Source organism: Microbacterium sp. GXF0217 (assembly GCF_054798195.1).
On the sequence record NZ_JBSJZG010000004.1, the window covers coordinates 389,538 to 412,158 of the forward strand.

23 protein-coding genes are annotated in these 22,621 nt (G+C 68.1%); 15 read left to right on the top strand and 8 right to left on the bottom strand.

Going from position 1 to position 22,621, the window contains the following annotated elements; translation table 11 throughout:
- Positions 1-4 precede the first annotated feature (4 nt).
- Positions 5-196, bottom strand: a complete 192-nt coding sequence (locus ACWAT3_RS11030) for a DUF3073 domain-containing protein (protein WP_429461679.1) — start codon at positions 194-196, stop codon at positions 5-7.
- Between the two features lie 147 nt (positions 197-343).
- On the opposite strand from ACWAT3_RS11030, the gene ACWAT3_RS11035 reads away from it, so the two are divergent.
- The gene (locus ACWAT3_RS11035; protein ID WP_460798383.1) at positions 344-886 is read left to right on the top strand and encodes a universal stress protein; all 543 of its coding nucleotides are present in this window, start codon (positions 344-346) and stop codon (positions 884-886) included.
- 3 nt (positions 887-889) lie between these two features.
- Here ACWAT3_RS11035 and ACWAT3_RS11040 read toward each other — a convergent pair whose 3' ends face one another.
- On the bottom strand, positions 890-1,510 hold the full coding sequence (locus tag ACWAT3_RS11040) for a PadR family transcriptional regulator (RefSeq protein ID WP_460798385.1): 621 nt from the start codon (positions 1,508-1,510) through the stop codon (positions 890-892).
- Positions 1,507-2,346 (bottom strand): DUF4097 family beta strand repeat-containing protein, encoded by an 840-nt coding sequence (locus tag ACWAT3_RS11045; protein ID WP_460798387.1) that lies wholly within the window; start codon positions 2,344-2,346, stop codon positions 1,507-1,509. The genes ACWAT3_RS11040 and ACWAT3_RS11045 overlap by 4 nt, the downstream gene beginning before the upstream one ends.
- Before the next feature lie 160 nt (positions 2,347-2,506).
- Between ACWAT3_RS11045 and ACWAT3_RS11050 the strand changes: the two genes are divergently transcribed.
- The 3 genes from ACWAT3_RS11050 (at position 2,507) to ACWAT3_RS11060 (ending at position 4,654) form a co-directional block, all read left to right on the top strand.
- On the top strand, positions 2,507-3,322 hold the full coding sequence (locus ACWAT3_RS11050; RefSeq protein ID WP_460798389.1) for a MerR family transcriptional regulator: 816 nt from the start codon (positions 2,507-2,509) through the stop codon (positions 3,320-3,322).
- A gap of 148 nt (positions 3,323-3,470) precedes the next feature.
- The gene (locus ACWAT3_RS11055) at positions 3,471-3,845 is read left to right on the top strand and encodes a hypothetical protein (RefSeq protein WP_460798390.1); all 375 of its coding nucleotides are present in this window, start codon (positions 3,471-3,473) and stop codon (positions 3,843-3,845) included.
- A 5-nt stretch (positions 3,846-3,850) separates the two neighbouring features.
- Positions 3,851-4,654: a nitroreductase family protein gene (locus ACWAT3_RS11060; RefSeq protein WP_460798392.1), complete on the top strand. Its 804-nt coding sequence runs from the start codon at positions 3,851-3,853 to the stop codon at positions 4,652-4,654.
- 2 nt (positions 4,655-4,656) lie between these two features.
- Here ACWAT3_RS11060 and ACWAT3_RS11065 read toward each other — a convergent pair whose 3' ends face one another.
- Positions 4,657-6,183 (bottom strand): FAD-dependent oxidoreductase, encoded by a 1,527-nt coding sequence (locus ACWAT3_RS11065; protein WP_460798394.1) that lies wholly within the window; start codon positions 6,181-6,183, stop codon positions 4,657-4,659.
- An 88-nt stretch (positions 6,184-6,271) separates the two neighbouring features.
- On the opposite strand from ACWAT3_RS11065, the gene ACWAT3_RS11070 reads away from it, so the two are divergent.
- The 4 genes from ACWAT3_RS11070 (at position 6,272) to ACWAT3_RS11085 (ending at position 11,192) form a co-directional block, all read left to right on the top strand.
- The gene (locus tag ACWAT3_RS11070) at positions 6,272-6,643 is read left to right on the top strand and encodes a fluoride efflux transporter FluC (RefSeq protein ID WP_460798396.1); all 372 of its coding nucleotides are present in this window, start codon (positions 6,272-6,274) and stop codon (positions 6,641-6,643) included.
- Positions 6,640-7,014, top strand: a complete 375-nt coding sequence (locus tag ACWAT3_RS11075) for a fluoride efflux transporter FluC (RefSeq protein WP_460798398.1) — start codon at positions 6,640-6,642, stop codon at positions 7,012-7,014. Before ACWAT3_RS11070 ends, ACWAT3_RS11075 begins: the two co-directional genes overlap by 4 nt.
- A 78-nt stretch (positions 7,015-7,092) precedes the next feature.
- Positions 7,093-7,677: a TetR/AcrR family transcriptional regulator gene (locus tag ACWAT3_RS11080; protein ID WP_460798399.1), complete on the top strand. Its 585-nt coding sequence runs from the start codon at positions 7,093-7,095 to the stop codon at positions 7,675-7,677.
- 20 nt (positions 7,678-7,697) lie between these two features.
- Positions 7,698-11,192: an efflux RND transporter permease subunit gene (locus ACWAT3_RS11085; protein ID WP_460798401.1), complete on the top strand. Its 3,495-nt coding sequence runs from the start codon at positions 7,698-7,700 to the stop codon at positions 11,190-11,192.
- A 43-nt stretch (positions 11,193-11,235) separates the two neighbouring features.
- Here ACWAT3_RS11085 and ACWAT3_RS11090 read toward each other — a convergent pair whose 3' ends face one another.
- Positions 11,236-12,132 (bottom strand): aldose 1-epimerase family protein, encoded by an 897-nt coding sequence (locus tag ACWAT3_RS11090; RefSeq protein ID WP_460798403.1) that lies wholly within the window; start codon positions 12,130-12,132, stop codon positions 11,236-11,238.
- A gap of 242 nt (positions 12,133-12,374) precedes the next feature.
- Here ACWAT3_RS11090 and ACWAT3_RS11095 point away from each other — a divergent pair, with 242 nt between their 5' ends.
- Positions 12,375-14,735: a DEAD/DEAH box helicase gene (locus ACWAT3_RS11095; RefSeq protein ID WP_460798405.1), complete on the top strand. Its 2,361-nt coding sequence runs from the start codon at positions 12,375-12,377 to the stop codon at positions 14,733-14,735.
- A gap of 106 nt (positions 14,736-14,841) precedes the next feature.
- Here ACWAT3_RS11095 and ACWAT3_RS11100 read toward each other — a convergent pair whose 3' ends face one another.
- Both ACWAT3_RS11100 and ACWAT3_RS11105 read right to left on the bottom strand, forming a co-directional pair.
- Entirely contained in the window at positions 14,842-15,381 is a 540-nt protein-coding gene (locus ACWAT3_RS11100; protein ID WP_460798407.1) for a YaeQ family protein, read from the bottom strand.
- 49 nt (positions 15,382-15,430) lie between these two features.
- On the bottom strand, positions 15,431-16,495 hold the full coding sequence (locus ACWAT3_RS11105; RefSeq protein WP_460798409.1) for an Rv2578c family radical SAM protein: 1,065 nt from the start codon (positions 16,493-16,495) through the stop codon (positions 15,431-15,433).
- A gap of 110 nt (positions 16,496-16,605) precedes the next feature.
- Between ACWAT3_RS11105 and ACWAT3_RS11110 the strand changes: the two genes are divergently transcribed.
- The 6 genes from ACWAT3_RS11110 (at position 16,606) to ACWAT3_RS11135 (ending at position 21,625) form a co-directional block, all read left to right on the top strand.
- A complete protein-coding gene (locus tag ACWAT3_RS11110) occupies positions 16,606-17,526 on the top strand; it encodes a M15 family metallopeptidase (RefSeq protein ID WP_460798410.1) in 921 nt (306 codons plus the stop codon).
- Positions 17,527-18,011: 485 nt separating this feature from the next.
- On the top strand, positions 18,012-19,175 hold the full coding sequence (locus tag ACWAT3_RS11115) for an acyl-CoA dehydrogenase family protein (protein WP_460798412.1): 1,164 nt from the start codon (positions 18,012-18,014) through the stop codon (positions 19,173-19,175).
- A 164-nt stretch (positions 19,176-19,339) separates the two neighbouring features.
- Positions 19,340-19,699 carry a PadR family transcriptional regulator gene (locus ACWAT3_RS11120; RefSeq protein ID WP_460798414.1) on the top strand — a complete coding sequence of 120 codons (360 nt, stop codon included), beginning with the start codon at positions 19,340-19,342 and terminating at the stop codon, positions 19,697-19,699.
- Between the two features lie 2 nt (positions 19,700-19,701).
- Positions 19,702-20,073 carry a DUF1048 domain-containing protein gene (locus ACWAT3_RS11125; protein ID WP_460798416.1) on the top strand — a complete coding sequence of 124 codons (372 nt, stop codon included), beginning with the start codon at positions 19,702-19,704 and terminating at the stop codon, positions 20,071-20,073.
- Positions 20,070-20,864, top strand: a complete 795-nt coding sequence (locus ACWAT3_RS11130) for an ABC transporter ATP-binding protein (protein WP_460798417.1) — start codon at positions 20,070-20,072, stop codon at positions 20,862-20,864. Before ACWAT3_RS11125 ends, ACWAT3_RS11130 begins: the two co-directional genes overlap by 4 nt.
- Positions 20,861-21,625: an ABC transporter permease gene (locus ACWAT3_RS11135; protein ID WP_460798419.1), complete on the top strand. Its 765-nt coding sequence runs from the start codon at positions 20,861-20,863 to the stop codon at positions 21,623-21,625. Before ACWAT3_RS11130 ends, ACWAT3_RS11135 begins: the two co-directional genes overlap by 4 nt.
- A gap of 116 nt (positions 21,626-21,741) precedes the next feature.
- Here the strand turns inward: ACWAT3_RS11135 and ACWAT3_RS11140 are convergent, their stop codons facing one another.
- Positions 21,742-22,617 carry a siderophore-interacting protein gene (locus ACWAT3_RS11140; RefSeq protein ID WP_460798421.1) on the bottom strand — a complete coding sequence of 292 codons (876 nt, stop codon included), beginning with the start codon at positions 22,615-22,617 and terminating at the stop codon, positions 21,742-21,744.
- Positions 22,618-22,621: the final 4 nt, after the last annotated feature.

Here is a 22,621-nt window from a genome sequence, read left to right on the forward strand (position 1 = left end):
GCGGCTACGCCTTTTCGAGTTCGTCCTCGTCTTCGTCTGCGTACTCGTCGGCCCATTTGTCGACGTAGGCGTTCTCGTCCGAGTCGCTCGGATGACCCAGCTCGCGCTCCAGCGCAGAGTAGTTCACCGAAGGACTGTACGCCTTGAGTTCGCGGGCGATCTTGGTGTGTTTCGCCTTCTGACGGCCACGGCCCATGCGCGAGACCCCCTCACGATCTAAGCTGCGGGCGGCTGAGACCCGCGCATTCACGACACCGGCTGAGGGCCGGTAAGAGTAGCATTCAGGATAGCACGATGGCCAGAGCCACTGGCCGTTCGAGACCCGGGGAGGGGAACGATCCGCATGTCAGATGCCGGTTCCACGTCGTCCGAAGAAGTCGTCCAGAACAGTGAGCTGCAGAATGCCGTGATCGTCGGCGTGCAGCCGGAGCAGAGCCCGCGTGTTCTGCAGCAGGCGGTCCACTACGCCTCAATTCTCGGGGCGCCACTTGTGGTGGTCCACGTCGATGTCACGCGCTTCGTGACGTACGAGGACCCGGACGGCTACGTGCATTCGGCCCCGATCGACATGAATATCGAAACCGGTGCCGCGGAGTTCCAGCATGTCACCGAGACAGCGACGAAGGCGCTGGAGGGCACCGGACTCACGTGGACCGCACGTCAGCTCGTCGGCGACCCGGCCCTCGCGATCAAGCAGCTCGCGGGCAAGCTCGACGCGCAGCTCATCGTCATCGGCACCCGCAAGCGCGGCTTCGGCGAATCGATCCGGGAGTTCTTCACCGGTTCGGTCGCCGCGCGTCTCGCGCATCGGCAGCACCGCTCGATCCTGGTCGTCCCGCTGGACGAGCCGGTGCCGGACGACCAGGCCGAGATCTGGGCCGAGTAGGACTCAGCCGTTCAGTGCGCGGGTGACGCCCTTCGCGGCGGCATCCAGAGCGCTCTCCAACTCGCTGACGACGGATGCCGAGAGTGCGCCGCCACGGGCGACGTGCGTGCGCAGATCGCTGCGGATGCGCGCCCGGAAGGCGTTGACCACGGCATCCGCTCGGCCGAGCTCTTCGCGGCTCGCGACGCGCGGATCATCGGGGCCGGTCGCTCGCTGACGGGATGCGGAGCCCTTGCGCTCCTCGTTCGCGGCGGCGGCGAGATCAGCGCGGAGGCTCTTCATCGCCTCCTGCACGCTCTGGCGCACCTCGTTCGCGATGAGCCGGACGGAATCGGCCAGGTCGTTCTCGATGCCGGCGAGATCGTCTTCGCGGGAGGAGAGCTCGGCGCGTCCGGCATCCGTGATCGCGTAGATGGTGGTGCGGCCGTCGACCGTCTTGGTGACGAGGCCCTCTTCCTCGAGCTTGGCGAGCCGGGGATAGATGGTGCCGGCGCTCGGGGTGTAGGTGCCTCCGGTGCGGTCGGTCAGCGCCTGGATGATCCCGTAGCCGTGCTGCGGAGACTCCGCGAGCAGCGACAGCAGGTAGAGGCGCAGATCGCCGTGGGAGAAGACCGCGGGGCTCATGCTTCCCACTCCGCATCGTCGGCGACGGTGCGCACGGGCTGACGGAGCACCGTGATGTCGCCGGAGACCGAGTTGGTGCGGATGTCGACGAAGCGGCCGGCCAGCTCGCCGGCCGAGCCTGTGTAGTTCGTGGGTCCGCTGGAGCCGCGGTCGATGCCGTCGATCAGCACGCGACCGCTCATGGAGCGCATCACGTAGTTGGCGGGCAGGGTCTCCTCGAGCCGGATCGTGCTGTTGCCGGCGACGGTGTTCAGGTTGATCGTGTTGACGTTGCCCGTGGCATCCGCCCAGATCGCGCCCGAGACGGTGTCGACCGTGATCTTGCGGACCGAACCCGTCACCGCGACGTCACCGGAGACGCTGTTCGCGCTGAGGGAGCCGGTCAGTTCACGGATCTGGACGTCACCGGAGACCGTGTTCACTGACAGGTCGCCGGTGTGGGTGTCGACGATGATGTCTCCGGAGACGGTGTTGAGCTTCGCGTCATTGGCGAGGCCCGAGACCAGGGCGCCGGCGTTGACGACGCCGAGGTTCAGGGCGATTCCGCGCGGGACGGCGACGCTGATCTCGACCTTGGGGCCTCCGGAGCCGAAGTTGCGGAACACCTCGAGGAAGTTGTCCCAGCCGATCTGGGGGTGATCGATCTCGATCTGGGTGCCGTCCGATTCGATGCGCAGGTCCTTGGTCGTCACGCCGTGCACCTCGATGCGGATGCCGGGTTCGTCGTGTGCGACGACATCGACCTGACCGCCGACGAGGCCGATCTTCAGCTTGGTCGCCTGGGCGATGTCGATGACGCGTTCCTCGCCGGGGGCGATGAGCCACTTCTCGGTCATGTTCGTCTCTCCTGAGTCCGGGCGATATCGAGATATATCGCGTGTGGCGAGAATAACACGATATATCTCGAGTTTGTCAAAGTCTTCTTCCGAATCTGCTTGACCTTGACGCAACGTCAACTTCTACGGTGGAGATATCGCGAACGGAAGGGAGGATGCCGTGGGCATACGCGACTGGTCCATCCAGGAGATCGCGCGGTTGGCCGGGACGACGAGCCGGACACTGCGTCACTATGACGACATCGGACTGCTGACGCCGACGCGCATCGCGCACAACGGCTATCGGCACTACGACGAAAGCGCGCTCGTGCGGCTGCAGCGCATTCTGCTGCTGCGGGAACTCGGACTCGGGCTCCCGCAGATCGCGGAGGTGCTCGACGCCGGCTCCCCGAGCTCGTCGACGGGCGCCGAGGCATCCGCTCTCGAGACCCACCTCGCGCTGCTGCGCGAGGAGCAGAACCGGCTGACGCGGCAGATCGCGTCGGTCGAATCCACCATCGATGCATTGAGAGGAGGTGAAGAACTCATGGCAGAGGACATGTTCGACGGCTTCGACCACACCCGCTACAAGGAGGAGGTCGAGGATCGTTGGGGCAAGAAGGCCTACGCCGACAGCGACCGTTGGTGGCGCAGCATGACGGATGCCGAGCGCGCCGATTGGCGGCAGTTGGTGTCCGATCTCGGGCGCGACTGGATCGCCGCCGCCGAGAGCGGCGTCGATCCGGCATCCGATGAGGCGCAGGCGATCGCGGCCAGGCACGTGCACTGGCTGACCGGCGTGCCCGGTACGCCGGCGGCCGCCCTTCGACAGGCTCAGGGGCCGGATGACGCGGTCAAGGGTTACGTGATCGGGCTCGGCGAGATGTACGTCGCCGACCCGCGCTTCGGCGCGAACTACGCGACGCGCGACGGAGGCACCGCTGGTGCGGAGTTCGTCCGCGATGCGCTCCGCATCTACGCGGAGGCGAACCTGTAGACCCGGCTGGGCGGGCACATGGGCGGAGAAGGCTCTGGGATCGCGACAGGGCGTTCTCCGCTCCCGTCCGTCCCATTGGCTGACGCGGGAATCGGCGACGTGCGGGGCGTGCGGCGCCTGGTCGGGCTGAGAGGCCTATGGTCGAGTCATGCGCGACCGTCGTCGGGGCACCAGGATACCGCCGGTGTTCGCCGCGGCCGCGCTGAGCTATCTGCTCAACTGCCTGCTCGGCGGGGCGGTCGCGACGAGGCTCATCGACACGCGCCGGTTCCGCTGGCTGCATCACGCCCTGTTCATCCTGACCGCCGCATCCACGGTCGTCGCACTCAGCTCGGCGCTGTGGCGCATCCCCCGCAGGCCGAACCGTCGCGCGGCGGTCGCTCTGGCGCCCGCGCTCAGCCCGCTGGCCGTGATCCCGTTCGCCGGAACGCGCGGACGCCGGCATCCGCTCGTGGCGCTCTCGGCCGCGCCGTTCTTCGCTGCCGGACTCATCCTGGCGATCGATCCAGACAGAAGGAAGTGACCCGCATGGATCTGCTCGATGCCATCCGTCGCCGCAAGACCACGAACGGGGCCTTCCTTCCCGATCCGGTCTCGGAGGAGCACCAGCGGCTGCTTCTCGAGGCCGCCAGTCGTGCACCCTCTCAGCTGAACAGCCAGCCGTGGCGGTTCGTCGTGATCGAGAGCCCCGACACGATCCGCGAGATCGCTCGGGTGTCGGGCGAGAGCATGACCGATGTCATGTCCAACGGAACGTTCTTCGAACGGTACAAGCCGTATTTCCGCTTCAGTCAGGCCGAGATGGATGAGAAGCGCAGCGGCATGCTCTTCGACAAGCTGCCGGCTCCGCTGCGACCGTTCACCGGCCAGGTGTTCACGAAGCGCGGGCAGACGCTCATGAACGCGCTCGGCGTGCCCAGGACCCTCGGCGCCGAGAACCGTCGGCTCGTCGCGGGGTCGCCTCTGCTGCTCGGGGTGATGCTCGATCGCAGCGAATACCGCCCTGGGCAGTTGTCGTCGTTCTACTCGGTGTTCAGCATGGGGGCCGCAATGGAGAACGTGTGGCTCACGACCGTCGAACTCGGGATGGGCATCCAGTTCATCTCGTTCCCTATGGAGGCGCCGGGGCGCTGGGACGAGATCGTGAAGCTGTTGCGCGTTCCTGACGATCTGGAGCTCATGGCCGTGTACCGACTGGGCTACCTGCCGCCGGAACAGCGTCGCCCCGCGATCGACTGGACGAGCAGCCAGCGCAAGCTCGTCTCGCAGTACGTCTACCGCGAGACGTGCGACACTCCGCAGAGCGGCTGGGACGTCGAGCGGCAGAGCTGAGGTCACTCTCCAGGTGAACGGGGCAGGCGAGGGATGTCGCGCAGCGCCGGACCTTCGATGCGCGTGCCGTCCGCGGTGAAGCGGGAGGCGTGCAACGGGCAGTCCCACGTGCACTCGGCATCGTTCCACTCCAGAACGCCGCCCAGGTGAGGGCAGACCGCGTCGACGGCCCGCGTGACGCCGCCCACCGTGGAGATGCCCACCGGTCGGCCCCGGCGATGGGCGACCACGCCGGTGCGCTCTGCCGGGCGGATCACGGGCACGGGTCTGCTCGCCGCTCCCGCCCAGCCGACGGCGAACGAGCGCGCGACCCTGCCGGCCTCGGCGAGGCCGCGGCCGAGGTCGGCAGGGACCGTGAGGCGGGTGCCGAGTGTCCGCATCCAGGTCGACTCCTCGCGGCGAGGGGTCCCGAGGATCTCCGCTGTGAGGCGCAGAGCGGCCGCCGGCGCGTTGGACAGCCCCCATTTCCCATAGCCGGTCGCGAATCGGATGCGGCCCAGACCGCGCGGCATCGCGCCGACGAAGGGGACGAGATTGTGGGACTCGTAGTCCTGCGCGGACCAACGATGCGTCTCCTCGGCGCCGTCGAAGTGCTGCCGTGTCCACTCGACCAGATCCTCCACGGCCGCCGACTCCGCCTCCGAGCGGCCGATGGGGTGACCATTGCCGCCGACGACGAGGTTGGTTCCTGCGGGGCCATCCGCTGCCGCGACCGGACGGACGGAACGCGTCGGTCCGTCGACGGAGATGAACGTGCCCTCGGGGACGGCCCCGGGTACGCGGAACGACACGCAGTACGACCGGAGCCCGCGCGTCTTGGTGAAGTAAAGGCCCCGATCGACGATCGGCGTGCCGGTCGCCAGCACGACGTGCTCGGCGAACAGCGGACCGGAGGAGGTATCGACGCGGGGAGCGGGCAGCGCGTGCGCTCCGGTGGCTCGAGTGCGCGTACGCAGCGTTCCGCCCTCCGCGAGGAGCGCCTCGGCCATCGCGCGAGCGAGCCGCATCGGGTCGATCGCGATCTGATCGTCCAGCGCAACCGCGCCGACGAGGGGGAACAGCACCTCCGGAAGGTCGGCGGCCTCCAGCAGACGCGTGTGCAGGCCCGCCTCTCGCGCCGCGGCGTGCTGACGATGCACGGCGTCGAGCCCTTCCCTGGTCTGCGCGTACGAATGATCCGTGCGCCTCGAGAATTCGACGCCTGCGGACTCGGCGAAGGAGGTCAGCCACTGCATCCCCGCACGGTTGGCATCCACATAGGCCGCGACGAGGGCAGCGGGGTGGTGGCGCCGCAGCGCGGCGAGCCGCTCGCCCTGGAGCAACGACACCTTGCCGGTGTTCGCGCCGGACGCGAGTTCGGCGATCCCTCCGGCATCGATCACAGCGACGTCCATGCCGGCGCGCGTCAGCATCAGCGCGGTCGCCAGGCCGGTCACCCCCGCCCCGACGATCACGACATCATGGTGGCTCCCCGGTTCGAACGGCGAGCCCATCGGCGCGGTCTGATCGGTCTTCCACAACGGCATCATGGCCTCAGTCAACGGACCGCGTCCGCTCGGCTCCACAGCCTTGACATTCGTGCGGGGCGGTGGGACGCGCCGGGGATAGAGTGGCGGCGTGACCCTCCGCCGCCTGCTGCTCGTGGTGGTCGGAGGGATGCTCGGCTCCGCGGCACGATTGGCCGTCGGACTGTGGCTGCCCGATCACGGAGGCTTCCCCGTCGCGATCCTCGCGGTCAACGCGAGCGGTGCTCTGCTGCTCGGGATGCTGTCGGCGCGCGTGCCGGCGTCAACGGATCTCCGCGTGTTCCTCGGCACCGGCATCCTCGGCGGATTCACCACCTACAGCGCTCTCACCGTCGGTGCCGTCGGACTCTGGAGCAGCGCCCCATGGCTCGCCGCCGGGTATGCCATCGCGAGCCTCGCGCTCGGGATCCTCGCGGCGGCAGCGGGGACGCAGATCGCCGCCCCGCGCGGGAGGCGCCGATGACACCTCTGCTCTTCCTATGTGCTTCGCTCGCCGGGGGAGTCGGCGCCGGACTGCGATATCTCGCCGATGCCGGGGTCGCTCGCGCGCTGCGAAACACGACGAGCGGGCGCTTCCCCTGGGGGGTGCTCGTCGTGAACCTCACCGGCTCTTTTGCGCTCGGCCTCGTCACGACAGCGCTGCCGGATGCCGCATTCCTCATCGGCGCCGGCCTGCTCGGCGGCTACACGACTTTCAGCACGGCAATGGTCGACACCTTCGCCCTGTGGCGCGATGGCGAACGGCCGGCATCCGCCTTCAATGCGATCGGGATGCTCGTGCTCGGGCTGCTCTTCGCCGGTCTCGGGCTCGCGGTCGGCGCCCTCCTCGGATGATGTCGGTTCACAGCATCCTCTCAAATGCCGCCGTGTGAAACTGTACAAAAGTACAGAACCGGCAACGGGGGAGTCGAGATGAGCGCAGGCATCCGCCGCAGGCGCGACCCTGAGGCGCGCCGTCGTGCGATCGTCGAGGCCGCCGCCGAGCTCATCGTCGAGATCGGCGCCGACGCGATCACGCACCGCAGGGTCGCCGCGCGTGCCGGGGTCCCGCTCGGCGCCACCACTCAGTACTTCGCCACGCTCGACGATCTGAGGGATGCGGCACTCGACACGCTCGTGACCGAGGTCGATCTGCGCATCGACGCGACGCGGCAGACCGTCGTCGCCGAGGGCGTCACCCCGGCGGTGCTCGCGCGCCTCATCAGCGAGGCGATGGTCGAGGCGCGCAGCATCCAGGCCGAGCGCGCGGTCGTCACCGCCGCCGTGCACGACCCGCGCGTCCGCGAACTCGCACGGCACTGGTCCGACGAGGTCGTCGGATTCATCGCGCCGGTCCACGGCGTCGACCGCGCGCGGGCTGCCGCCGCCTTCATCGACGGCGTACTGTGGCAATCGCAGATCCATGACGAGCCGCTCGACGAAGAGCTCATCCGCGACGCCCTCGCCGGGATCCTCCGTTCCCCGGCGTCGACGTCTTCACCCGCAGCATCCGTCTGATCGACCGAGAGAGAACAGCCTTGTCGAAACTCGCCGTCCTGAGTCTGAAGAACCGCGCGCTGATCGCCCTGATCACGATCGTCGCGGCCGTCTTCGGCGGTCTCGCGCTGAACAGCCTCAAGCAGGAGCTCATCCCCTCGCTCGAGCTGCCAGCGCTCATCGTCATGACGAGCTACCCCGGTGCATCGCCCGAGGTGGTCGAGAATGACGTGTCCACGCCGATCGAGACGGCCATCCAGGGGGTGCCGGGGCTCGAATCGACCACCGCGACGAGCACGACGAACGCCTCGATCGTGCAGGCGACATTCACGTACGGCGAGAATCTCGCCACCGCTGAGCAGAAGATGCAGCAGGCGATCAACCGCATCTCGCAGCAGCTGCCGGAAGAGGTCGAGCCGCAGGTGCTGTCGGTGTCGATCGACGACCTGCCGGTGATCCAGGTCGCCGTCACCGGGTTCGACGATGCCCAGACGATTCAGGCCGATCTCGAGAACGTCGCGGTCCCCGACCTCGAGGACGTGGACGGGGTCAACGCGGCGGAGATCGTCGGCGGCGTCGGCGAGCGCGTCACCATCACCCCTGATGACGCGGCTCTCATGGAGCGCGGTGTCAGCACCCAGTCGATCACCGATGCGCTGCAGCAGAACGGCGTGCTCTTCCCCGGCGGCGAGATCACCGAGGGCGACGACACCTTCACGGTGCAGACCGGCGCCAAGCTCACCTCGGTCGACGAGATCGCCGCGCTGCCGCTCGTCGGAACGGAGGCCACGATCGGCGACGTCGCGACCGTGGCGCTCGACACCGATCCGGTCACGTCGGTCTCGCGCGTCGACGGCGAGGACGCGATCACGCTGTCCATCACGAAGCTCCCTTCGGCCAACACGGTCGAGGTCTCCACGGGAGTGATCGCGGCGCTGGACGACATCTCCGAGTCGTTCCCGGATGCCGAGTTCACGGTCGTGTTCGACCAGGCGCCGTTCATCCAGCAGTCGATCGAGACGCTCGCGACCGAGGGACTGCTCGGCCTCGTGTTCGCGGTCATCATCATCCTGGTGTTCCTGCTGTCGATCCGCTCGACCCTGGTGACGGCGATCTCGATCCCGACCAGCGTGCTGATCACCTTCATCGGTCTGCAGGCCTTCGGATACACGCTGAACATCCTCACCCTCGGCGCGTTGACGATCGCGATCGGGCGCGTGGTGGACGACTCGATCGTCGTGATCGAGAACATCAAGCGGCACTACGTCGGCGACGCCGACAAGATGAGCGCGATCGTGCTCGCCGTGCGCGAGGTGGCCGGTGCCATCACGGCATCCACCATCACGACCGTCGCGGTGTTCCTGCCGATCGTGTTCGTCGGCGACATGGTCGGCGAGCTGTTCCGGCCCTTCGCCATGACGGTGACGATCGCGATGGCCGCGTCGCTGCTGGTGGCGCTGACGATCGTGCCGGTGCTCGCGTACTGGTTCCTGCGTCCGGGCAAACCTCTGCTCGACGAGCACGGCGAGCAGATCGACCCCGAGCACCCCGATGCCCCGCCGACGGCGCTGCAGAAGGGCTACCGCCCGATCCTCAACTGGACGCTCAAGCACTCCGGCATCACGGTCGTGATCGCCGTTGTCGTGCTCGGTGCGACGCTCGCGGCCGCTCCGCTGATGAAGGTGAACTTCCTCAGCGACTCCGGGCAGAACACCATGACGGTCACGCAGGATCTCGGCCCGACCGCGAGCCTGCAGTCGCAGGACGAGGCGGCCGTCGTCGTCGAGGACGCGCTCATGGACGTCGACGGCATCGAGACCGTGCAGGTCTCGATCGGGTCCAGCGGCTCGTCGCTGCGTGACGCGTTCTCCGGTGGTGCAGGCATCAACTACTCGATCCAGACCGACCCCGACGTCGACCAGGAGCAGCTGCGCGCCGACGTGCAGGATGCCGTCGACGATCTCGGGGGCGTGGGCGACATCACGGTGGCCGCGTCTGCCGGATTCGGCAGCAGCGACATCGAGGTCGACATCACGGCTCCGAGCGCCGAGGCGCTGCAGGAGGCGACGGATGCCGTGACGGCCGAGCTCGACGGCCGCGACGGCCTCGGTACGGTCACCGACAACCTGGCTGCGTCGTTGCCGTACATCGGTGTCGTCGTCGACCGGGGCGCCGCGGCGGCCGCCGGGCTCAGTGAGGTCGCGGTCGGCTCGATCGTCTCGAGCGCCATGCAGCCGCAGCAGGCCGGATCCATCGAGCTGGACGGCACGTCCCTCACGATCTACCTGGCCGACCCCGAACCGCCGACCACGGTCGAGGCGCTGCGCGAGCTGGCCATTCCGACGCCGGTCGGCATGATCCAGCTGCAGGATGTGGCGACGGTCGAGGAGCGCGAGGGCCCGACGTCGATCACGACCCAACAGGGACGCCGGACGGCCACGGTCACGGTGCCGCCCGCATCCGACGACCTCGCCGTGGCGACCGCCTCGGTGAACGAGGCTCTGGAAGAGGTCGACCTCCCCGACGGAGCGAGCGCCGAGGTGGGCGGCGTCGCCTCGCAGCAGGCCGACTCGTTCTCTCAGCTCGGGCTGGCGATGCTCGCCGCGATCCTCATCGTGTACGTCGTGATGGTGGCGACGTTCAAGTCGCTGCGTCAGCCGCTGCTCCTGCTCGTCTCGGTGCCGTTCGCGGCCACCGGTGCGATCCTGCTGCAGATCATCACCGGGGTGCCGCTCGGCGTCGCCTCGCTGATCGGCGTGCTGATGCTGATCGGCATCGTGGTGACGAACGCCATCGTGCTCGTCGACCTTGTGAACCAGTACCGTGAGAAGGGCCTGTCGGCACGCGATGCCGTGATGGCGGGTGGCGAGAAGCGTCTGCGCCCGATCCTCATGACGGCGCTGGCGACGATCTTCGCGCTCACGCCCATGGCGCTCGGCATCACCGGACACGGCGGGTTCATCTCGCAGCCGCTGGCGATCGTCGTGATCGGCGGACTCGTCTCGTCGACGATCCTGACGCTGATCGTGCTGCCGACGCTCTACAACCTCGTCGAGGGCGCCAAGGAGCGTCGTGCGGCCAAGCGCGCCGCGCGCGGCGGTGACGACGACGGCCCCGCAGGCCCTGCGCCGGAGACGGGTCCGGATGCCTCAGGGCCTGCGGCCGGTGCCGAGGCCGATCCGCTCGTGAGCGCCCTGGCCGTCGTCGGCGCGGGCGCCACCGCCACGGCCACGGCACAGGATGCCAGGGCGGAGGAGGCTCCGGCCGCGGCTCCCGTGCCGCAGCCGTCGCAGCCGTCGACCGAGCTGGAGCGTTCCGAGCGGACCCACCACCTCACCCACTACGAGGAGGAGCCGTCCTACTCGGCGCATTCGGCAATGGCGGCCGCGGCCTCGGCTGCGGCGGCTGCTGCTGCTGCGGCGGCGGCTGCCGCTTCCGCGGTGGCGGCATCCGTCGACCAGAGCGAACAGGCGCGCACCCGGCGCGAACTGCGCGAGCGCCAGTCGGGCTTGCCGCCGGCGAACCCGCTGCACTGAGGCCGGCCACTCGGTCCTGGTACGGCGAACCAGGACCGAGTGCTCAGCCGAGCTCGATGCCCCAGCGCAGGGTCCAGCTCTCGCCGGGAAGGAGACGCCGGATGCCGAGGCCGCTGTTCAGCGCATCCGCCGGCGCGGTCATCGGCTCGATCGCGACCGCGAGAGGCTGACCGGGGTACGACGTGGTCGTGTAGACCTGCACGTAGTCGAACCCCTCGCCCTGCCACAGGGTGACGCGGCGCCCATCCGGTGCCGTGAGGGTGTGACGCGCGGTGCCGTCGGCATCGCGGAGCAGATCGGCGAAGCCGGTGTCGAGCACGACATCACCCAGCCGAATGCCGTCGCGCAGCTCGGCCGGAGCGGGCGACGTCCCGGTCGGAAGCATGCGGTCGTCCACATCGATCTGCGTCGCTGCCGCGACGGCGAGCACCAGGTCGTGCGGGTCGGCGTCGCCGATCGTGACGAACGGGTGCGTGCCGAGGGCGACAGGGGCCGCGGCATCCGATCGGTTCTCGAGCACGTGCTCGACGATGATGCCGCTGTCGGTGAGCGCGTACGTCACGCTCGTGGCGATCTCGTACGGCCATCCGGTCTGCGGCACGATCGTCGTGCGCAGCGTGGCGCACGACTGCGCCTGCGCGACGTCGTACGCGGCGAAGCGCAGCAGCCCGTGGCTGGCGTTGGAGAACTTCGGCTCGGTGATCGCGAGCTGACGGGCGGTGCCATCGTCGTCCCAGATCCCGTCGCGGACCCGGTTCGGCCACGGGGCGAGGACGACGCCGGAGCACGACGGCGTCGGCTCCCCGAGCGGGTACGGCGGAACGAGAGCGGAGCCGCCGACGGTCAAGGACCGAAGGGATGCTCCGACCTGCGCGATCTGCGCGGTGACGGCGCCGCGCTGCAGATGGATCTGAGTACCGGTGGGGGAGAGTGAGGTCACCACGACATCGTACGGGGGACCTTCCCAGCCAGGCGCGGTATCCTGGGAAGGTCGGCTTCGGACAGCCGCGCATCGGCGCGGGCGTTTTTGTGTGAAGTGTGAGTCCAGGGGCCGATGGTGAGCGTCGATCGACGCGCATGAACCATCACATGAATGGCCCCGGCCGACGGATGTCCGGATCTGTCTGCGCGTGCGCGCCCAGACGGCTGTTCTCGTGGCGAGAACCCCAAAGGATCCACACCATGCCCAAGAACACGTCCCCCAAGGGCGGTCGCCCTGCTCGCAACTTCGAGCCGCGATACGCCAAGAAGACCTCCTTCCACGATCGTCACAATGACGGTCGTCCCTCGCGTTCGGATGCCGGTGATGACCGTTCCGGTTACCGCCCCGCAGGCCCCGGTCACAAGAGCCCGAAGCACCGCGGCTACCGCGCCGAGGCCGAGTCCGGAGCCCCGAAGCGCCGCTGGACCGAGCAGGAGCGCGCCGGCCGCGACGAGGCTCGGTCGATCCGCGGCCGTGCCGAGTCCGGACGCCGCGACGCCCCGCACCACCGCGACGAGCGCGGCGGGTCTGGCGAGCGCCGGTTCACCGGTGGCGAGCGTCGCTTCGACGGCGGCCGTCCGCGGTACGACAACGACCGTGCGGGCGAGCGTCCTCGCTACAACCGTGATGGTGGTTCGGAGCGTCCTCGCTACAACCGTGATGGTGGTTCGGAGCGCCCTCGGTACAGCAATGACCGTGGCGGCGATCGTCCGCAGTACAACCGTGAGGGTGGTTCAGACCGTCCCCGTTACAACCGCGACGGTGGAGCCGGCCGCCCCCAGCACAACAACGACCGTGGCACCGACCGTCCGCGCTACAACCGCGACGGCGGTTCTGACCGTTCCCGTTACAACCGTGATGGTGGTTCGGAGCGTCCTCGGTACAGCAATGACCGTGGCGGCGATCGTCCGCAGTACAACCGTGAGGGTGGTTCAGACCGTCCCCGTTACAACCGCGATGGTGGTTCTGAGCGCCCGCGCTACAACCGCGACGGCGGATCCGACCGCGGCGGTTACAGCAACGACCGTGGCACCGACCGTCCCCGCTACAACAGCGACCGCGGCGCCGAGCGTCCCCGCCGTGACGGCGACCGTCCGGCGTACAACGGCGACCGCGGCAGCAGTCGTGGCGCAGACCGTCCCCGGTACACCAACGATCGCGGCACCGACCGCCCGCGCTACGACGGCGACCGCAACGAGCGCCCTCGGTCCAACGACAACCGCCCGCGCCGCGACGACCGCCGCACCGAACAGCGTCCGAGCCGCGCCGATTGGACCGCGAAGAGCTCGGTGAACGCTTCCGTCGAGCCGGCGCAGGACGTCGTCCACGAGCGTCTCGAGGCCAAGACGGTGCAGGCCGCCGAGGTCGAGAACGTGACCTTCGGCGACCTGGGCCTCGGCTCCAACATCGTCGAGACGCTGCAGAACATGGGTGCGGTGTCGCCGTTCCCGATCCAGGCCGCCAGCATCCCGGCGGTGCTTCAGGGGCGCGACGTGCTCGGCCGTGGGCGCACCGGTTCCGGCAAGACGATCGCGTTCGGCGCTCCGCTGGTCGAGAGCATCCTGAAGTCGCAGGCCGGCAAGAAGCGCGAGTTCGGTCGCTCCCCGCGGGCGATCATCCTCGCGCCGACGCGCGAGCTCGCTCTGCAGATCGACCGGACGATCCAGCCCATCGCGCGCAGCGTCGGCCTGTTCACCACCCAGATCTACGGCGGTGTGCCGCAGGGGCGTCAGGTCGGAGCCCTCAAGAAGGGCGTCGACATCGTGATCGGCACCCCCGGTCGCATCGAGGACCTCATCAACCAGGGCAAGCTCGATCTGTCGGACTGCCGGATCGCGGTCCTCGACGAAGCCGATCACATGTGCGAGCTCGGGTTCGTCGAGCCGGTGCAGCGGATTCTCCGGCACACCGCCGAGGGCAGCCAGAAGCTGCTGTTCTCGGCGACGCTCGACCGTGAGGTCGCCGCCCTCGTCGACGAGTTCCTCGTGGACCCGGCGGTGTACGAGGTCGCCGGCGAGAGCCAGGAGACCAGCACCATCGAGCACCGCGTGCTCGTGATCGAGCACCGCGACAAGGCCGAGGTGCTCAACGCGCTCGTCGACCGCGAAGGCCAGACCCTGGTCTTCGCGCGGACCCGCGCGTACGCCGACATGCTCTCCGAGCAGTTCGAGGATGCCGGGATCCCGTCGGTCTCCCTGCACGGCGACCTCAACCAGGCCAAGCGCACGCGCAACCTGGCACGGCTCACGTCCGGCAAGGTGCAGGTCCTCGTCGCGACGGACGTCGCGGCCCGCGGCATCCACGTCGACGACATCGACCTGGTCGTCCAGGCCGACGCTCCGGACGAGTACAAGACCTACCTGCACCGCTCCGGCCGCACCGGTCGCGCCGGTCGCTCGGGTCGCGTCGTGACCCTGATCACGCGTCAGCGTCAGCGTCGCATGTCCGAACTGCTCGAGCGCGCCGAGATCGACGCACCCTTCGAGCAGGCACGCGTCGGCGACGAGGTCATCGAGGAGATCGCCGGTCGCGTTCCGACCGCGGCGGATCTCACCGCCTGATCGCGCTCAGCAGTCGTCCTCGACGACGAACGCGAAGAGGCCGCCGGAACCCGATTCCGGCGGCCTCTTGGGCATTCGCTGACGAGGTGTGGAAGGCAAGCCTGGGTCACTCGATCCGGTGCTCGTACACGGCGGACGACAGGCTCGTCCCGTTGAGGTCGAGGTACAGCTGCGCCTCGGTGACCGTGAGGGTCGCGGTGTTGCGTCGTTCGATCACGCGCGTGCCGGCGTCGATGAAGCCGGGGTCGAAGCCGTAGACGCGGATGCCGTCGGCGTCGTGGATGCGCTTGCCCTCCCATGCGGAGAGCACCTTCACGGGGTCGCGGTGCGTGTACACGACCGTGCGCTCGGCGAGTCGACTGCCGTAGTGCATGCGCTCGGCATCCGGTGCGCCGATCTCGATCCACGCCGTGATGCGGCCGGTGAGATCGCGTACGACGACCGCCGGCTCCTCGGTGGAGGAGAGTCCTTCGCTGAAGGTGATCCCCTCGGTGTGCTCCAGGCAGTACGCGAGGACGCGGGTGAGCATGTAGGCGTCGGTCTCGGAGGGATGCTTCGCCACCCGCAGCGTCAGCTCCTCATAGACCCCGCGGTCCATGTCCGCGAGCTGCACCGTGAACGTGTGGATCATCGCGCCGATAGCCATAGCTCTCGAGCCTACGCGTCCATCGGGCGCCTCCCCGTCGGTCTCCGGTTCAGAACAGCATCGGCTGGTCGGTCGGAGCGGATGCCGCGGGCGCCGTGACCGGGCGAGGGGGCAGCGAGCGACTGCCTCGAGGACTGGCCGTGTACAGATCGTCCTCGTCGCGGCCGTCGAGACGGTGCATGGCGATCAGCGGACGCACCCGCTTCGCCAGCCACTGCCGATACCCCTTCGGAGCCTCGGCGGAGACGCCGGGGTAGAGCCCGCGGTAGGAGGCGACGAGGTCGGGACGATGCTCGCCGAGCCACTGCATGAACCAGGGCTTCACGCCGGGGCGCAGATGCAGGGCGCCGTAGATGACGCGAGCGGCTCCGGCCGCCTTGATGCGTGCGAGGGCTGCGTCGATCGCCGCGACCGAGTCGGTCATGTGCGGCATGATCGGCATGAGGAAGACGGTCACGGCGAACCCGGCATCCGCCAGTGCGCGCACGGTGTCGAGGCGTGCCTGTGTCGTGGGCGTGCCGGGCTCGATCGTCCGCTGCAACTCGTCGTCGTACATCGCGATCGACATTTGCACGTCGACGGGTACGCGCTTCGCCGCTTCGATCAACTGCGGGATGTCCCGGCGGATGAGCGTGCCCTTGGTCAGGATCGACATCGGCGTGGCGGAGTCCGCGAGAGCCTGGATGATCCCTGGCATGAGCCGATAGCGTCCTTCTGCGCGCTGATAGGGATCGGTGTTCGTGCCCAGCGCGACGGTCTCGTGCTGCCAGCTGCCGCGTCGCAGCTCGCGCTGCAGCACGTCGACGACGTTGGTCTTCACGACGATCTGCGAATCGAAGTCCGCGCCGCCGTCGAGGTCGAGATACTGATGCGTCCCCCGTGCGAAGCAGTACACGCAGGCATGACTGCAGCCGCGGTACGGGTTGATCGTCCAGGCGAACGGCATCCGCGATGGGCCGGGAACCTTGTTCAGCGCCGACTTCGCGAGCACCTCGTGGAAGGTCATCCCGGCGAACTCGGGCGTCGTCACCGATCGGACGACGCCGCTGCGATTCTCCATGCCGGGCAGCGCGGATTCGTCCGCGTCGTCGATCGTCTGCCCCTGCCATCGCATGAACTCATTAGAACAAAGCATCGAAAGAATCGCAAGAGCGGGCTGCTGAGAATCGAAGCCGGGCTGCCGCGCGGGTCGAGGCATCCAGCTCCACGGGTGAGAATGGACGGATGAGCGAGGCGATGGCACCCCGACATGCCGCGCCGCGACCCCGCGCCCTGGCCTTCGCGCTGCCCATCGGTGTCGCGGTGACGGCGCTCGGGTCGCTGTGGGCGCTCGCCGACGTTCCTGCTCCGTCGCAGAGCGACCCGCCGGTTCCGGCGGCCGCCGAGCACCTCCCGCCGGTGGCGGTCGAAGCCACTGTCGCCGCGGACCCGTGTGCGGATGCTGCGGTGCAGGCGGCCGTGACCGCGGGCGATGACGAGGCGACGATCGCCGCCTTCGGGGGCGGCGAGGCATTCCGTGCCGCGGTCGCCGCAGGCAACGCGCCCTGCATTTCGCTCAGTGACCCCGATCGCATCTGGGTCGTCGTCAACAAGGCGCGCCCGCTCGCGGCCGAGTTCACTCCGACCGGACTCGTCGACACCCGGTTGCAGACCACCACGACGGCCGGGTCCGTGCGTGCTGCGCCTGCGGAGGCCATCAACGCGCTCGCCGGGGCGCTGGCGGATGCCGGGGCCGGCGTCCTGGGCATGAACAACGGGTACCGGTCATACGGCATGCAGGAGAACACGTACTCCGACCATGTCCAGGCGACCGGGCAACCCGCTGCCGATGAGGTGTCGGCCCGGCCGGGGTTCAGCGAGCACCAGACCGGTCTCGCGCTCGACGTCGTGGCGTGCAGCAGCGGCTGCGGCGGCATCCATGGATTCGGCGGGACAGGGGAGAGCGACTGGGTGGACGCGCACGCCTGGGAGTACGGCTACATCGTCCGCTACCTCGACGGTGAGACGGCGATCACCGGCTATTCGCCCGAGCCGTGGCACCTGCGCTACATCGGCCCTGAGCTCGCGTCCGCCTACAACGCGGGGGGATACACCACCCTCGAGGAGTTCTTCGGGCTGCCGGCGGCGCCCGGCTACGTCGGCTGAACGGCGGCCCCCTGGAGACGCGAGGGACCCCGCACGCCGAGGCGTGCGGGGTCGGTCGAGGTCTGATCAGAGGCCGAGCAGAGCGAGCAGGTCAGTGAGCAGTCCGCCGATGGAGCCGAGCAGGTCGCCGAGGGGGCCAGAGAGCATGGAATTCACCTTTCGTCAGTGTTTTACTGCCGCGAAACCCGTGGGGTGGGCGTCGTGATCTCACCCTCGCATGCGACGCGCGTCGGACAGAAGTGCTCGTGTGTAAACTCCGCGTGACCTTTGCGGCGCGACTGTGAAGAGACGATCTCATCCGGGTCGCCTGCCGTGATGCACGCCGGATCTGTGCCAGCATGCGCCCTCGCGTCTGCTTCTGGCCACTCCCCACAATCGCGGAACCCAGTGCCACAGAATGTGGGAGCGCATTCCACAATCGACTGCTCCGGTACCCCTTGTCGGCATAGAATCGCGGCAGTAACGACGACGTTCGGGAGGACGGCATGGAACGCGACATCTACGACGAGGACCACGAGGCATTCCGCGATCTCGTGAAGGACTTCGTGAAGCGACACGTCTCGAATGAGGCCATCGAGCGGTGGGATGCCGCGGGCGAGATCGACCGCGACACGATGCGTGCCGCCGGCGAAGCGGGGCTGATCGGCCTGTCCGTGCCCGAGGAGTTCGGCGGGGCGGGCATGCTGCAGGACTATCGCTTCCGCACGATCGTGATGGAAGAGGTCATCGCGTCCGGCGCAGGGTCGCTGGCCGGTGCCTTCGGCATCCAGGACGACCTGGCCGTGCCGTACCTCGTGCACATGGGCACGCAGGAGCAGAAGGAGAAGTGGCTTCCGCGGATGGCGACCGGCGAGGTGCTCGGCGCGCTCGCCATGACCGACCCCGGTGCGGGCAGCGACCTGCGCGGAATCAAGACCAACGCGAAGAAGGTCGACGGCGGATACATCCTCAACGGGGCGAAGACGTTCATCTCGTCGGGGACGACCGCGGACATCGTGGTCACCTTCGTCAAGACCGGCGAGGGCAACCGCCCTGACGCGTTCAGCCTGCTGATCGTCGAGAAGGGCATGGAGGGCTTCGACCAGGGCAAGAAGCTCAGCAAGATGGGCTTCCACGGCTGGGACACCGCAGAGCTCAGCTTCACCGATGTCTTCATCCCCGACGAGAACCTCATCAGCGGCAAGGAGGGGCAGGGATTCATCCAGCTGATGCTGAACCTGCCGCTCGAGCGCCTGTCGATCGGCGTTGCGGCTGCCGCTGCCGCGCAGGCGGCGCTGGACTGGACCGTCGTCTACACGAAGGACCGCGAGGCGTTCGGCGAGCGCATCGCCGACTTCCAGAACACCCGCTTCCGCCTCGCCGACATGGCCGCGACCACGGACGCCATGTGGGCGTACATCGATCGCGCGCTGCTGGCGTACGCCGCGGGGAAGCTCACCGCTGAGGATGCCGCGAAGGTCAAGTTCTGGGCGACCGAGCGCGAGTGGGAGGTGCTCGACAGCGGTGTGCAGCTGCACGGCGGCTACGGCTACATCATGGAGTACCCGATCGCGCGTGCCTTCACGGATGCCCGGGTCCACCGGATCTACGGCGGCACCAACGAGATCATGCGCGATCTCGTCGGCCGCCAGATCGTCGGCAAGCGCTGACGCCCCATCCCTATCGAGAACGCCTCGAGGTCTTCGGATCTCGGGGCGTTCTCGCGTTTCGGGCCGTGCCGAGAAAGGTTTGCTATTCAGTGTTGCCAAGTACCGGTACTCAGTGTTACTTTGTACTGGTAGTCAGCGACACAGAGTAGATGGGAGGTGATCGCATGGCAAACCAGATGACCGAGATGCTGAAGGGCTCGCTCGAAGGCATCGTGCTCGCGATCCTGGCCGAGCAGGCCGCGTACGGGTATGAGATCACGGCGCGACTGCGGGATCAGGGCTTCGCGGACATCGCGGAGGGCACGGTCTACGCGCTGCTCGTCCGCATCGAGCAGAAGGGCCTCGTGGATGTGGAGAAGGTCCCGTCCGAGAAAGGCCCGCCCCGCAAGGTCTATTCGATCAACGCGCAGGGGCGAGAGCAGCTCGCCGAGTTCTGGAGGACCTGGAGCTTCCTCGCAGAACGCATCGAACAGCTCCGCCACACCGACAGCAACGACATCAGCACGACCGACGAGAGGAATTGATCATGGCATCGAAGTGGATCGAAACGGTCACCGGATCGCTCGAGCAGAAGAAGCAGTACAAGCAGGACAAGGCCCGCATGGAGGCTCTTCCCGAGCCCTACCGCACAGCGGCGACCGCGATGCACCGGTACTTCATGTACTACGGCGGCATCACCAACGGTGACACGCTCACGCAGATGTTCACGGACCTCGTCGACCTGTGGGAGCGGGCGGCCGTGGACGGCACGCCGGTGTCCGACATCATCGGCGAGGACCCGGTCGACTTCACCGAGACGTTCGCGAAGTCGTACCAGGGCAAGGAATGGATCGACAAGGAGCGCGCACGCCTGACGAAGGCGTTCGACGAAGCCATCGGAAAGGAGAAGCGATCATGACCACGGCATCCATCCAGGTCAGGGGAATCCGCAAGTCGTTCAAGGGCCTCGAGGTCCTCCGCGGCGTCGATTTCGACGTCGTCCCCGGCAGCATCTTCGCGCTGCTCGGTTCCAACGGGGCGGGCAAGACGACGCTCGTGCGCATCCTCTCCACACTGCTGAAAGCGGATGCCGGCACGGCATCCGTCCACGGCTTCGACGTCGCGTCGGCACCGAACGACGTGCGCGAGTCGATCAGCCTGACCGGACAGTTCGCGGCGGTCGACGAGGTCCTCACCGGGCGCGAGAACCTCGTGCTGATCGCTCAACTGCGCCACCTGAAGAATCCGGGGCCGATCGCGGACGACATGCTCGCCCGCTTCTCGCTCACGGATGCCGGTGCGCGCAAGGCAGCCGAATACTCCGGCGGCATGCGCCGCCGGCTCGACATCGCGATGAGCCTGGTCGGCGAACCGCCGGTCATCTTCCTCGACGAGCCGACCACGGGTCTCGACCCGCAGTCGCGCATCGAAGTGTGGGACACGGTCCGCGCGCTCGCCAAGAGCGGCACCACGGTGCTGCTCACAACGCAGTATCTCGATGAGGCGGAGCAGCTCGCCGACCGCATCGCGATCCTCCACAAGGGAACCATCATCCAGAACGGCACGCTCGACGAGCTCAAGCGCCTGCTTCCCGCGGCCACCGTCGAGTACGTCGAGAAGCAGCCGACGCTCGAAGAGGTCTTCCTCGCGCTCGTCGGTGAGGACGCCCCTTCGGCGGGCTCGGACACCAGCAAGGAGAACGCATCATGACCTCGCACGCCCTCGCAGACACCGGTGTGCTCACCGGTCGCTCGTTGCGGCACATCCTGCGCAGCCCGGACACCATCATCACCACGGCGGTCACCCCGATCGCGCTGATGCTGCTGTTCGTGTACGTCCTCGGCGGCGCCATCGACACCGGCACCGACGAGTCGTACATCAATTACATGCTCCCCGGCATCCTGCTGATCACGATCGCATCCGGCATCGCCTACACGGCGTACCGGCTGTTCCTGGACATGCAGGGCGGCATCTTCGAACGGTTCCAGTCGATGCCGATCGGGCGGTCCAGCGTCCTGTGGGCGCACGTGCTCACCTCGCTGGTGTCCAACCTCGTCTCGGTGGCGATCGTCATCGGCGTCGCACTGCTGATGGGGTTCCGCACCGGGGCATCCTTCGGGGCCTGGGTGGCCGTCGCCAGCATCCTGGTGCTGTTCACCCTGGCGCTGACCTGGCTTGCCGTGATCGCCGGTCTCTCGGCCAAGACGGTCGACGGGGCGAGTGCGTTCAGCTACCCGCTGATCTTCCTGCCCTTCATCAGCTCGGCGTTCGTCCCCACGGAAACGATGCCCGCTCCGGTGGCCTGGTTCGCCGAGAACCAGCCGGTCACCTCGGTCGTCAATACGATCAGGGCGCTGTTCGCCGAGCAGCCGGTCGGCACCGACATCTGGGTCGCACTCGCGTGGCTGGTCGGCATCCTGGTGGTCGCCTACCTCGGAGCGATCGCGGCCTACCGCAAGAAGCTGCGGTGAGGACGCAGGCCGGTCGCCCGGCACGGGGAGGAAATGCCGGTTCTGGGTCTCCAGAACCGGCATTTTCCTTCTGCGCTGCTCGGGCCGATAGCGGCTTCTTCCGGCGCAGCGCCCGCTCAGGCCAGCGGCTCAGCCGCCGCCTCGCGTGCGGCCTTGGATGCCGGGGATGCGGCGCCGATCTTCCAGTAGCCGCAGAAGCTCACCAGGTTCTTGTCGACGCCGCGTTCGGCGACGAGCTGTTTGCGCACGCCGGAGGCGAGGGCCTGTTCACCGGCGCCGTACGCGTGGAACGGCACAGCCGGAAGGTCCGTTTCGCGCAGCGTCGCCAGGGCGAGCGTTCCGGGGAGCTCATCGTGCGGCCGGACGATCCAGACGACGTCGAGTCCGGTCGGATGCGAGAACTCCAGTGCATCCTCCGCTGATGGCACCTCGATGATCGCGACGCCAGACGTCGATGCGGGCAGCGAAGCGCTGATCCCCGCGATCGCGGGCAGCGCGGTCTCATCCCCGACGAGCAGCACGCGGTCGGTGCCGCGCTCGGGATTGAACGTCAGGCCCTCATCGATGATGAGGACGTGCTCGCCAGGGCGGCAGGTCTCGGCCCACCGCGATGCCGGACCTGCCGTGCCATCGGCCGCCGAGCCGTGCAGGACGAAGTCGACGTCGATCTCGGCATCCGATGCGGCCGTCGCCGGACGATACGCGCGCACGGTGTAGTTGCGCATGACCGGGCGCTCGCCGTCCGGAATGCGCAGGAACTTCAGGTATCCGAGCGTCTTGTTCGCTTTCGCCGGCACGCGCTCGAGGCCGGCTTCTCCGCCGATGGGCAGGAACAGTCGGAACCACTGGTCGTAACCCATCGGCCGGAACCGGTCGATCTCCTCGCCGCCGAGCGTGACCCTGATCCAGTGCGGGGCCAGACGTTCGGTGCGCAGCACGGTCAGGTGGATGAGGTCTGCCGACGCGGGCTTGACCATCTTGGAGAAGGCCATGGGT

Coding starts and splice junctions, on each gene's coding strand:
- ACWAT3_RS11130 (WP_460798417.1), top strand. CDS start 20,070: ATGACCACGGCATCCATCCAGGTCAGGGGAATCCGCAAGTCGTTCAAG.
- ACWAT3_RS11065 (WP_460798394.1), bottom strand. CDS start 6,183: ATGATGCCGTTGTGGAAGACCGATCAGACCGCGCCGATGGGCTCGCCG.
- ACWAT3_RS11135 (WP_460798419.1), top strand. CDS start 20,861: ATGACCTCGCACGCCCTCGCAGACACCGGTGTGCTCACCGGTCGCTCG.
- ACWAT3_RS11075 (WP_460798398.1), top strand. CDS start 6,640: ATGACACCTCTGCTCTTCCTATGTGCTTCGCTCGCCGGGGGAGTCGGC.
- ACWAT3_RS11045 (WP_460798387.1), bottom strand. CDS start 2,346: ATGACCGAGAAGTGGCTCATCGCCCCCGGCGAGGAACGCGTCATCGAC.
- ACWAT3_RS11055 (WP_460798390.1), top strand. CDS start 3,471: ATGCGCGACCGTCGTCGGGGCACCAGGATACCGCCGGTGTTCGCCGCG.
- ACWAT3_RS11030 (WP_429461679.1), bottom strand. CDS start 196: ATGGGCCGTGGCCGTCAGAAGGCGAAACACACCAAGATCGCCCGCGAA.
- ACWAT3_RS11105 (WP_460798409.1), bottom strand. CDS start 16,495: ATGCGATGGCAGGGGCAGACGATCGACGACGCGGACGAATCCGCGCTG.
- ACWAT3_RS11060 (WP_460798392.1), top strand. CDS start 3,851: ATGGATCTGCTCGATGCCATCCGTCGCCGCAAGACCACGAACGGGGCC.
- ACWAT3_RS11040 (WP_460798385.1), bottom strand. CDS start 1,510: ATGAGCCCCGCGGTCTTCTCCCACGGCGATCTGCGCCTCTACCTGCTG.
- ACWAT3_RS11140 (WP_460798421.1), bottom strand. CDS start 22,617: ATGGCCTTCTCCAAGATGGTCAAGCCCGCGTCGGCAGACCTCATCCAC.
- ACWAT3_RS11095 (WP_460798405.1), top strand. CDS start 12,375: ATGCCCAAGAACACGTCCCCCAAGGGCGGTCGCCCTGCTCGCAACTTC.
- ACWAT3_RS11110 (WP_460798410.1), top strand. CDS start 16,606: ATGAGCGAGGCGATGGCACCCCGACATGCCGCGCCGCGACCCCGCGCC.
- ACWAT3_RS11100 (WP_460798407.1), bottom strand. CDS start 15,381: ATGGCTATCGGCGCGATGATCCACACGTTCACGGTGCAGCTCGCGGAC.
- ACWAT3_RS11080 (WP_460798399.1), top strand. CDS start 7,093: ATGAGCGCAGGCATCCGCCGCAGGCGCGACCCTGAGGCGCGCCGTCGT.
- ACWAT3_RS11035 (WP_460798383.1), top strand. CDS start 344: ATGTCAGATGCCGGTTCCACGTCGTCCGAAGAAGTCGTCCAGAACAGT.
- ACWAT3_RS11125 (WP_460798416.1), top strand. CDS start 19,702: ATGGCATCGAAGTGGATCGAAACGGTCACCGGATCGCTCGAGCAGAAG.
- ACWAT3_RS11115 (WP_460798412.1), top strand. CDS start 18,012: ATGGAACGCGACATCTACGACGAGGACCACGAGGCATTCCGCGATCTC.
- ACWAT3_RS11120 (WP_460798414.1), top strand. CDS start 19,340: ATGGCAAACCAGATGACCGAGATGCTGAAGGGCTCGCTCGAAGGCATC.